At 60.7% G+C, this 3,059-nt stretch carries 2 protein-coding genes and 1 pseudogene; all 3 read right to left on the reverse strand.

Going from position 1 to position 3,059, the window contains the following annotated elements; genetic code table 11:
- Nucleotides 1–78: 78 nt before the first annotated feature.
- The 3 genes and pseudogenes from DCO47_RS27685 to DCO47_RS26345 all read right to left on the reverse strand — a co-directional run bounded on the left by DCO47_RS27685 (nt 79) and on the right by DCO47_RS26345 (nt 2,823).
- Complete coding sequence (locus DCO47_RS27685) at nt 79–639, reverse strand: methyl-accepting chemotaxis protein (protein ID WP_371919905.1); 561 nt, start codon at nt 637–639, stop codon at nt 79–81.
- Nucleotides 619–1,395, reverse strand: a pseudogene (locus tag DCO47_RS27690) (PAS domain-containing protein); the annotation flags it as partial. The pseudogene DCO47_RS27690 and the gene DCO47_RS27685, both read right to left, overlap by 21 nt.
- Nucleotides 1,396–1,509: 114 nt before the next feature.
- Nucleotides 1,510–2,823, reverse strand: coding sequence for an MFS transporter (locus DCO47_RS26345; RefSeq protein WP_116659254.1), 1,314 nt, complete (start codon nt 2,821–2,823; stop codon nt 1,510–1,512).
- Between the last annotated feature and the right edge of the window lie 236 nt (nt 2,824–3,059).

Here is a 3,059-nt window from a genome sequence, read left to right on the forward strand (position 1 = left end):
GCCAGTCAACATCAAAGTTGAATGTCAGACCGCTATCGCGAGCAGGCTCACTCCTACAAGGGAACGATCAGTGCGGTGTCAATGGGATAGCTGATTGGCAAACTGCCCCACCGCATCCACCACTTTTTGCGCACCGTCCTGAATCTCCACGATCACCGTGCCCGCCTCCGCTGCCAGTGCCAGGCCTTGTTCAGCCTGAAGCTTGCCGTCGGTCATCAGCGCCACGGCGCTGCGGGCCATTTCCTGGTTCTGCCGCACCACGCCGACGATTTCGTCCGTCGCCTGGCTGGTGCGCGAGGCCAGTTGCCGGACCTCGTCCGCAACCACGGCAAAACCACGGCCCTGTTCGCCGGCACGGGCGGCTTCGATGGCGGCGTTGAGCGCCAGCAGGTTGGTCTGTTCGGCAATGCCGCTGATGGTTTTGACGATGGTGCCGATCACCAGCGACTGCTCGTTCAGCGCCTCGATCCCTTCACCGGCCGCTTGCATGTGCCGTGACAGGTCACGCATCACGTTCACCGCTTCGGTGACCACCGTGGTGCCGCGTTGCGCGGTGCTATCGGTTTGTTGCGAAGTGCTGTAAGCGATGCTCGCTGCGTCGGCAACCGCTTGCTCGCGGTTGACCTGATCGGTGATCACCGTGGCGAACTTCACCACTTTGTACAGTTTGTCGTTGGCATCGACCACCGGGTTGTAGGACGCCTCAAGCCACACCGTACGGCCATGGCTGTCGATCCGCTTGAAGCGGCCTGCGACGAACTCACCGCTGTTCAGGCGCCGCCAGAAGTTCTGGTACTCGGCGCTGTTGTATTCTTCCGGGGCGCAGAACGTGCGGTGATGTTTGCCTTTGATCTGGGCCAGGCTGTAACCCATGCCGTTTAGAAAACGATCATTGGCGCTGAGCACATTGCCGCTGAGGTCGAACTCGATCACGGCAGTGGAACGCACCAGCGCGCCGATCAGGTTTTCATGCTCGCGTGAGGCTTCGATGGTGCGGGTGAGGTCGCTGGCGTAGAAGGAGATGTGTCTGATCCGGCCATCGGAGGCGCGTACCGGTTGCACGATCGAACGCAGCCACGCCTCGCCACCATTGCCGCGCAACAGGCGCACGGCGCCGGCGAAATGCTCGCCACGGCTCATCGAGTTTTTGAAGCGCTGGTGGAATTCGTCGGTTTTGACGTGGGCCGGCACGATGTCTTCGATCGCTCGGCCGATCAAATCCTGGCTCTTGTAGAACATTTCACTGAGGAAGTTCTGGTTGACCGAACGAATCCGCCCGTCGGGCTCAAGGGTCAGCGCGAGCATTTCGCTTTCCAGGCTTTCCTTCACTTGTACAAGGCTGGAGAGTTCTTCACGGAGAGCGGCCAGCTCTTGCTTCAAGCGTTTATTGAACATGGGAAAGCACCGATGGCAGGGTAGTAAGCGGATACAACCTAGCCATCGGCCTTGGAGAGTTTTTCTGAAGCCAGCTCAAGATCCGTCAGTCGAAAATACTGCAGCGCGGTCCGCTCAGGCCGCGCCCGCCGCCTGACACGGCCCCGTGCGCGGCATGCGTGCAGCGAAATACGCCGCTGTCAAAATCCCCACCGCGCCCATCACTGCACAGAACATCACGCAGATCCATGGGCTCCACGGCATCAGACCAATCAGCAACAGAGGTGTGATACTTGCCCACGCCGCGTAGGCAATGTTGTAGGTGAAGGAAATGCCCGACACGCGAATCCGCGCCGGGAACAACCCGACCATTACCGAAGGCACCGCACCCACTACCCCACAAGCCAGACCTGCGACCGCATAGGCGATGCCAATCCAGTGTCCGCCCGTGTTCAAACAGCCATACAACACGCCAATGCCCAATGGCAGCAACAGGCTGTAGAGCATGACCGTACGCCAGGCGCCAATGCGGTCGACGAGCAGCCCGGCGATCACGCAGCCAATGTTGAGAAAGACGATGCCCAAGGCACTGAGGCCGAAGGTGTGGCTGGCGGTCATGCCGAAGGTTTTCTGCATCATGGTCGGGGTGATGACCACGAACACCACCACTGCCGAGGTCAGCACGCAGGTGAGCAGCATGGCCGGCAGCATGGCCAGACGATGCTCACGCAACACTGTGCGCAGCGGCAGCTCGACCCGCGCCTCGCGTTGCGCTTCCATGGCCATGAACACCGGGGTTTCGCTGAGCCAGCGACGCAGATAAACGCCCACCACGCCGAACACGCCACCGAGCAGAAACGGGTAGCGCCAGGCGTAGTCGAGAATTTCGGCGGAGGTAAAGACTTGCGCGAGGAAGGTCGCGGTCAGTGCGCCGATCAGGTAACCGAAGGTCAGGCCAGCCTGCAAAAATCCGAGGGCGTAACCGCGATGCCCGATAGGCGCGTGCTCGGCGACGAACACCCAGGCACTCGGCACTTCGCCGCCCACGGCCGCGCCTTGCAGAATGCGCAGCGCCAGCAACAGCAAGGGTGCGAAATAGCCGATCTGTGCGTAGGTCGGCATGATTCCGATCAAGAGGCACGGCAGCGCCATCATCAGAATGCTCAGGCTGAAGACTTTTTTGCGGCCCAGGCGGTCGGCGAAATGCGCCATCAGAATCCCGCCCAGTGGCCGCGCCAGATAACCGGTAACGAAGATGCCGAAGCTCTGCAGCAACCTCAGCCACTCGGGCATTTCCGGCGGGAAGAACAGCTGACTCAGGGTCAGCGCGAAGAACACGAAAATGATGAAATCGTAGATTTCCAGCGCCCCGCCGAGCGCCGCAAGGCCGAGGGTCTTGTAGTCGGAACGGCTGAATGGCGCCGGTCGGGCTGGGGAGTGGGCAGTCATGACAAAGAACTCAGGCATCGGCAAAAACCAAGGCGCCCATGGTCTACGCAAACGCGCGGATCGACAACCCGTCAGACCATAGTCTCGGTTTGCGAAAACCTGCTCAACAAAAGCGCTGCGCTTGTTTTACTGTTAGGGCCTGTCTGCCGGGCGAATGCGACCCCCTGTAGGAGTGAGCCTGCTCGCGATAGCGCCGGTTCAGTCACCCGATGTGTTGAATGTGACGACGCTATCGC

It is taken from the genome of Pseudomonas sp. NDM (assembly GCF_003105095.1).
Classification (GTDB): Bacteria; Pseudomonadota; Gammaproteobacteria; order Pseudomonadales; family Pseudomonadaceae; genus Aquipseudomonas; species Aquipseudomonas moraviensis_A.